This window comes from Bacillus sp. 7894-2 (genome assembly GCF_002272225.1).
Taxonomy (GTDB): Bacteria; Bacillota; Bacilli; order Bacillales; family Cytobacillaceae; genus Cytobacillus.
Genome location: NZ_NPDG01000055.1, coordinates 1 through 4,875, shown reverse-complemented (window position 1 = coordinate 4,875; position 4,875 = coordinate 1). Strand labels below are relative to the sequence as shown.

Here is a 4,875-nt window from a genome sequence, read left to right as displayed (position 1 = left end):
AGCAACAAACTTTGCGAAAACAGCCTATCTAAAAAAAGGATCCACAAGGATCCTTTATGAAGCCAATCTTCTTTTTTGCCTGTTGATAAAGTCGATGGTTATTCTGTTAAAGGCATCAGGTTTGTCGATGTTGCATACATGTCCTGCATCTGTAATGATTTTGACTGTAGCTGTTTTAGCTTTTTGGGCAATGCTTTTTACAGATTTAATAAACAAGTGATCTTCCTGTCCCATAATAAAAAGGGTAGGAATGTGGGAAATGCTGGATTGGATTTTTCCCAGGTACGGATTAACCGATTTTGTTAAGGACAGCCAGTTGATGAATTCCTTTTGGCACATTTTTGCTGCCTGCCTTACAAAGGCATGTCTTGATTCAAGATGATTTCTTTTTGGCATGATAATCCACGCAAATAGCTTATAAAGCAGCATATATGGCAGCATATACTTAGTCAAATTCGCAATGGCTATCAAAAACCTTGTGCGCCAGTTCAATTCAGTAATGGCTCCGCCCAAAATCATGGAAGCTACTCTTTCCGGATGATTCTGCGCGATTGTCTGGATCACTATAGTCCCCAGCGAAATTCCCACAAAATGGGAGTCTGTAATATGAAGATGATCGAGCACATCCACAATATCCTGAGAAACTTCTGTAAAATGATCTCCTTCTTCCCAGGTGCCCTTTCCTGATTGACCATGTCCCCGCAGATCTACCAGCAGAACATTGAAATGCTTTTTGTACTCTCTCATTTGTTTATACCAGATTGCAGAGCTGCCCCCTGCACCATGAACAAAGGTAACCCATGGAAGGGACTCATCTTTCACATACGTACGGTAATATAGCATATATACTCCAATCCACATTCTAGTGTCATTTTTCTTAGTTTTGTTTTTAAGAAGTTTCATTCTATTGTAAAGGATTTCGGCGGAAATTGCTTATAATATCACAAAAAATTCACTAGTTTCTTTTCAAGTATTTTCTGCCAAATATTCATCCTTTCCCTTTTTATGACATAAAAAAACCAGCTAACTATGTCAGCCGGTTCTTCTTCTGCTATTCTTCAATGATTGCTGCAGTCCCATAGGCTATGATTTCTGCAGCATTCTGCATAACGGCTGAGGTCTGCAGCCGCATTCCAATGATTGCGTTGGCCCCTTTTGCCTTTGCATCTTCCACCATTCTGCCAATTGCCTTTTTTCTTGCTTCATCCATCATTTCAGTATATTCGCCAATTTCTCCGCCTACAATTGTTTTTAATCCTGCCAGAATATCTTTTCCTATATGCTTTGTCTGGACTGTACTCCCCCTTACAAACCCTTTAATCTCTTTAATCTCTTTCCCGGATACGGTATCAGTAGTCACGATAATCATTTTGTTCTTCCTCCTCTTTTTCTCTTTTTCTCTCAGCTATCAAAACAATAAATAATGCAATGATCATTAAAGCATATAAAATATAAAACATAATCGCAGCCTTGATATTAATAAACAGCATGGCAATCCCGAGAAACTGGCCGCCAGTGGCTGCAAGAAGCAGCATCTGTTTTAATTTCTTCATCCTTGCATCCCTCAATTAATCTTTTTTCTGCCAAATCTTTCTGACGAAAATCAAGTAAAACAGCGTCGGCATTGGCGCCTGAATTAAACCGATAATCCCCCATAGCCAATAATTGTGGCCGTGCTTTCTTGCATCAAGAAATAGAAACGTACTCTGTGCTATTAAGATGACTCCCACTAAAATCAGCAGCGGAAGAGATATTTCTTCACTGTTCATGTGCCATTCACCTGTTTCACGAAGCTGACTGTGCTATAGGCCATAATGAAAATTGTCACAACTCCCTGCAGAATAAAAAATACAGATGGAACCTGATACAGCATGAATAATACAGAAGTTACAATGAGGAGTGCAGCAACAGTGAAGATAGCTAACTCCTTGATCAATTTCCTTTTCATTGCCTGTTTTTGCTCTGCAACTAAGTTCTCAAAAAATTGCAGATCAGGTGTATAAACCGGGATGGTTTCTTCCAGCGTTTCCAATCCGTCTTCTATCTCCTTGACTGCAGCAAATAATTTCTCATCTTGATGATCTTGTTCCAGCTGCAGCACTTTCCTGTTCGCCATGAAGCTTCAACTCCTCTCTTACAGACATGATTCCATTGTGCACTCTTGATTTGACAGTGCCTGAAGATATATTCATCATTTTTCCTATTTCCTCATACGAGTAGCCATAATAATGTTTTAGAACAATAGGTATCCTCATCTCGTCTTTTAGTTTTCCCAATGCGGATAAGGCATCATTCCATTCTTCATTTCGGCTTTCAAGATGCCATTTCATGCGTCTGAAAACCTCTTCCTGTGCTTTCCAGCTCTTCTCTCGTTTCGACTTTCGCTTCTGATCAATATACAAATTTGTCGCAATGGTTATCAGCCAGGAGGAAAATTTCGATTTGCCATTAAACAGTCCGATTTTTTCAACACATTTGGACATTGTTTCCTGAGCAAGCTCCTCAGCTGCATCGGGATTCATTGTGATTTTGATTAAGTATTTAACCAGAAAGGGATAGTTATTTTTAAAAAGCATGGCAAAAGCGAGCTGATCGCCTCGTTTGGCACTTACTATAAGGTCTTTCTCCTCCATCAGCTTCTTTCCTCTCTTCTTATCATCCCGCTGTTTACTGTTTATTTCACTCATAAGACGTTCAAGAGATGAAAAGGTTCATTATTTTTTAATATTATTTTTTACACATAAAAAGCCCCGATTACAGGGACTTTTTTTCCTTTTATTACATTATACTGCACCAGTCTGTTCCAAAGAATGTGCTTCACCCTTTTTTTCTGATTTTTTCGTTAATCCCGGGAGAACAAGGCTGTAAAATACACCGACAAGTGCTAAACAGCCGCCTACCATCCAGTACAGCATTTCCACTCTGAGGAACCCCGGAAAGCTGACAGCAATAAACCCGAGTGTTATGGATTGAGAAAGCATCATCAGCGGACTTATCCATCCCTGTACTCTCCCCATCATCTTCGGATCCACAATACTTGGCATCCAGCCGCCAATTGCGATATTCACTAAAGGGAGTCCGAAAGCTGCAGCAAATAATAAAGATAGGAAAATAAACGTGTTCTCTGCAAAAGAAGCAGCAATGATGAAGCTTCCGGATAACAGCAGTCCGGCAATGATCAGCTGATAAAGCTTGAATTTTTGAGTAAGCAAGGAGGCAACAAAGCTGCCAATCAGAACGCCAATCCCAAATATTATTCCGAGCAGGACTGAGTATTCCTCATAGGATTGCGGTTCGAGTTTGTATTTCAGCATAAAAATAGGCATGACTGAAAATCCGCCGTTCACCACTCCGAAAACGAAAAAGCCGACAAGCAGAGCAGATAATAATTTGTGCTGGAGAATATATTTTATCCCCGTATTAAAGTCCTTAAAGACAAGCGGGATATTCAGGTCTTTAAGCCCATGTGTGCCATTTGGCAGACGGACTTCTTCTGGTATACGGCAGGATTTTATTAATAATGCACTAATGATAAAGGTAAGTGCATCAGCCACAATCGCACCATATACTCCCACTGTCCAGTAGGCAAAAATGCCAAGTCCGTTTCCGAACAGCATGAAAAGACTCATCACCACCTGATTAAGGCCTGCAGCAGTTGTGTAATCTTCACTTTTCAATATGCCTTGAATCATTGCATGTTCAGCGGGAAAGAAGAATTTCTGAATGGCACTCCTCAGGAACAATACTGCAAATACGAGCGGCATCCAGCCAATAATAATAGTCAGAAAAAGCACAATTGATAAAAACGCGCTGATCCAATCACAATAATAAGCTATTTTCTGGCGATCCATCCTATCCGCAAACACTCCAACTAAAAAAAACACCGCCAGGGTCGGAACAGAGAACATCAATTCAGTTAATGTGGCATAAAAAGGCTGTTCCGAGAAACGATCCAGTAAATAAAACATAAAAGCTGTTAAACCAATCGTGCTGCCCATCTGAGAAGTAAAGTTAGCGAAAAACAATTTCACATAATTGGCATTTTGAAAAATCCCTTTGAATTTCTTCATCCCTCTTACCTCAGTTTCCCTGTTTATATCCCTACTATAAATTGCGACAAACATTTGATAAAGCGGCTTTTGATGGTTTTTATCTCCTTCTGCAGACTGATGGTGCCTCAACCCCTAAATACGGATTAATTAAAAGGTAATTATTCACACTTTGAACCCGGGGGGTTTACGGTTGTGAACACCGGGGTAATTCCATAGTACAACCACATCATTAATCAATTAATATATAAAATACTTTTTTAAAAGGAGATTTTTAAAATGAAAGAAATTATTTCTACTAATGTATTAGTTCAAAACAAGTTCACAATGAAGAAAATGCTTGAAATTTACCAGGCATCAAAACAGCTTGAAGGCACCACTTATCTCTACAGCAAACACAAAGCGGTGGATGCCTCAAACCTTTCTAAATTAGTGTCTTTCCTTTTAACAGTGAAACCGCAAACGAGTCTGAAGATCATTGTGGAAGGAACTGACGTCCAGAACCATCTGGAGCATATCAAAGATATGTGCAGCAATCATGTTTCTGTGCTTCGCATGTCAGAAAAACGCTTTATCAATACAGCTGAAACAATTCAGCTATAATTGACTATTTTATTGCGAATGAATGGAGTGAAAATAGATGATACGTACAATTTTTATGGTAGTTGGAGCAATTGTGGTAATTGGCGCGCTAATCAGCTGGTTATTCTAAATTATTCTATTAAAAAAGGCCGAATGGCCTTTTTTTTTGGCTCTTTTCGTATTTATTACTATTTTTCAGCCAGCAATATTGTCCGTTGATTTCCGCTCCAGGCTGCTCAGCGAA

Annotated in this window: 8 protein-coding genes; 1 reads left to right on the top strand and 7 read right to left on the bottom strand. The window is 39.4% G+C overall.

Features of this window, described 5'->3' with window-relative positions:
* Positions 1-54: 54 nt before the first annotated feature.
* The 7 genes from CHI10_RS07920 to CHI10_RS07890 all read right to left on the bottom strand — a co-directional run bounded on the left by CHI10_RS07920 (position 55) and on the right by CHI10_RS07890 (position 4,070).
* Positions 55-843, bottom strand: coding sequence for an alpha/beta fold hydrolase (locus tag CHI10_RS07920; RefSeq protein WP_076262491.1), 789 nt, complete (start codon positions 841-843; stop codon positions 55-57).
* 208 nt (positions 844-1,051) lie between these two features.
* The gene (locus tag CHI10_RS07915; RefSeq protein ID WP_095243770.1) at positions 1,052-1,369 is read right to left on the bottom strand and encodes a YbjQ family protein; all 318 of its coding nucleotides are present in this window, start codon (positions 1,367-1,369) and stop codon (positions 1,052-1,054) included.
* Entirely contained in the window at positions 1,350-1,553 is a 204-nt protein-coding gene (locus CHI10_RS07910; RefSeq protein ID WP_095243768.1) for a hypothetical protein, read from the bottom strand. Before CHI10_RS07910 ends, CHI10_RS07915 begins: the two co-directional genes overlap by 20 nt.
* Before the next feature lie 15 nt (positions 1,554-1,568).
* Positions 1,569-1,769 (bottom strand): sigma-Y antisigma factor component, encoded by a 201-nt coding sequence (locus CHI10_RS07905; RefSeq protein ID WP_095243766.1) that lies wholly within the window; start codon positions 1,767-1,769, stop codon positions 1,569-1,571.
* Positions 1,766-2,116, bottom strand: coding sequence for a YxlC family protein (locus tag CHI10_RS07900; protein ID WP_095243764.1), 351 nt, complete (start codon positions 2,114-2,116; stop codon positions 1,766-1,768). The genes CHI10_RS07905 and CHI10_RS07900 overlap by 4 nt, the downstream gene beginning before the upstream one ends.
* A complete protein-coding gene (sigY, locus tag CHI10_RS07895; RefSeq protein WP_095243762.1) occupies positions 2,070-2,633 on the bottom strand; it encodes an RNA polymerase sigma factor SigY in 564 nt (187 codons plus the stop codon). The genes CHI10_RS07900 and sigY overlap by 47 nt, the downstream gene beginning before the upstream one ends.
* A gap of 150 nt (positions 2,634-2,783) precedes the next feature.
* Positions 2,784-4,070, bottom strand: a complete 1,287-nt coding sequence (locus tag CHI10_RS07890) for an MFS transporter (RefSeq protein ID WP_095243771.1) — start codon at positions 4,068-4,070, stop codon at positions 2,784-2,786.
* Between the two features lie 258 nt (positions 4,071-4,328).
* Between CHI10_RS07890 and CHI10_RS07885 the strand changes: the two genes are divergently transcribed.
* Complete coding sequence (locus tag CHI10_RS07885; protein ID WP_095243761.1) at positions 4,329-4,652, top strand: hypothetical protein; 324 nt, start codon at positions 4,329-4,331, stop codon at positions 4,650-4,652.
* The last annotated feature ends 223 nt before the right edge of the window (positions 4,653-4,875 follow it).

Coding starts and splice junctions, on each gene's coding strand:
- CHI10_RS07920 (WP_076262491.1), bottom strand. CDS start 843: ATGCTATATTACCGTACGTATGTGAAAGATGAGTCCCTTCCATGGGTT.
- CHI10_RS07915 (WP_095243770.1), bottom strand. CDS start 1,369: ATGATTATCGTGACTACTGATACCGTATCCGGGAAAGAGATTAAAGAG.
- CHI10_RS07910 (WP_095243768.1), bottom strand. CDS start 1,553: ATGAAGAAATTAAAACAGATGCTGCTTCTTGCAGCCACTGGCGGCCAG.
- CHI10_RS07905 (WP_095243766.1), bottom strand. CDS start 1,769: ATGAACAGTGAAGAAATATCTCTTCCGCTGCTGATTTTAGTGGGAGTC.
- CHI10_RS07900 (WP_095243764.1), bottom strand. CDS start 2,116: ATGGCGAACAGGAAAGTGCTGCAGCTGGAACAAGATCATCAAGATGAG.
- sigY (WP_095243762.1), bottom strand. CDS start 2,633: ATGGAGGAGAAAGACCTTATAGTAAGTGCCAAACGAGGCGATCAGCTC.
- CHI10_RS07890 (WP_095243771.1), bottom strand. CDS start 4,070: ATGAAGAAATTCAAAGGGATTTTTCAAAATGCCAATTATGTGAAATTG.
- CHI10_RS07885 (WP_095243761.1), top strand. CDS start 4,329: ATGAAAGAAATTATTTCTACTAATGTATTAGTTCAAAACAAGTTCACA.